This window comes from Aminobacter sp. P4_D5 (assembly GCF_056401815.1).
The window spans coordinates 1-566 of sequence record NZ_JBFUIP010001176.1 but is presented as its reverse complement, the minus strand read 5'-3'; the positions used below and the strand labels follow the sequence as shown (position 1 = coordinate 566).

General features: G+C 65.2%; 2 protein-coding genes. One reads left to right on the top strand and one right to left on the bottom strand.

The features are described from left to right. Window positions 1-194 precede the first annotated feature (194 nt). The gene (locus AC1DWF_RS37345; RefSeq protein ID WP_476843461.1) at window positions 195-377 is read right to left on the bottom strand and encodes a DNA-binding protein; all 183 of its coding nucleotides are present in this window, start codon (window positions 375-377) and stop codon (window positions 195-197) included. Between AC1DWF_RS37345 and AC1DWF_RS37340 the strand changes: the two genes are divergently transcribed. After that, on the top strand, window positions 376-566 hold a 191-nt coding region (locus AC1DWF_RS37340; protein ID WP_476843460.1), incomplete at its 3' end, for a hypothetical protein. The genes AC1DWF_RS37345 and AC1DWF_RS37340 overlap by 2 nt on opposite strands.

Genomic DNA, 566 nt, shown 5'->3' with positions numbered 1-566 from the left:
GCCTTGGCCCTGCGGCCGTCCGGTGCATAGGGGACCTTGGTTGGCCTGCCCTGCGCCCCGCGGCCTTCGGGCTGCCACGCCACCCAACGCAGGAGCCCGGACAGGCTCGCCATCGTCGTGAGGGGATGATCAGCGGCATCGGGCATGTGCCGTCTCCTCGATGCCAAATGCCCCGCGCCCGAGCACGTGCATGATCAGGCACCCAGCTTGCGCTGCTGGGCTTCAAAGGCCTCGACATCCTCGAGCGTGTAGACGACGCGGCCGCCGATCTTGATGTAGGCGGGGCCCATGCGAAGCCAGCGCCACCGCTCCAGGCTGCGCGGCGAGATGCACCAGCGCCGGGCGAGATCGCGCTGATGAAGGTGACGGATAGCCATGGCGGTGATCCTCGCAGCAGTGGGAATTGCTGCGAGGAACGTGGCTCGGCGGCAGGGAGAACAACTAGGGGTGATAAGGGAGAAGAAGTGGGAGAAGAACTGCTACTGCTTGAAGCGCCAGCCGAGCGGAGGGCGCTCCAGATGCGGTTCGATCTTCGCCCAATTTCCCGTGCCGAAAAATTTTCTGAG

Coding starts and splice junctions, on each gene's coding strand:
- AC1DWF_RS37345 (WP_476843461.1), bottom strand. CDS start 377: ATGGCTATCCGTCACCTTCATCAGCGCGATCTCGCCCGGCGCTGGTGC.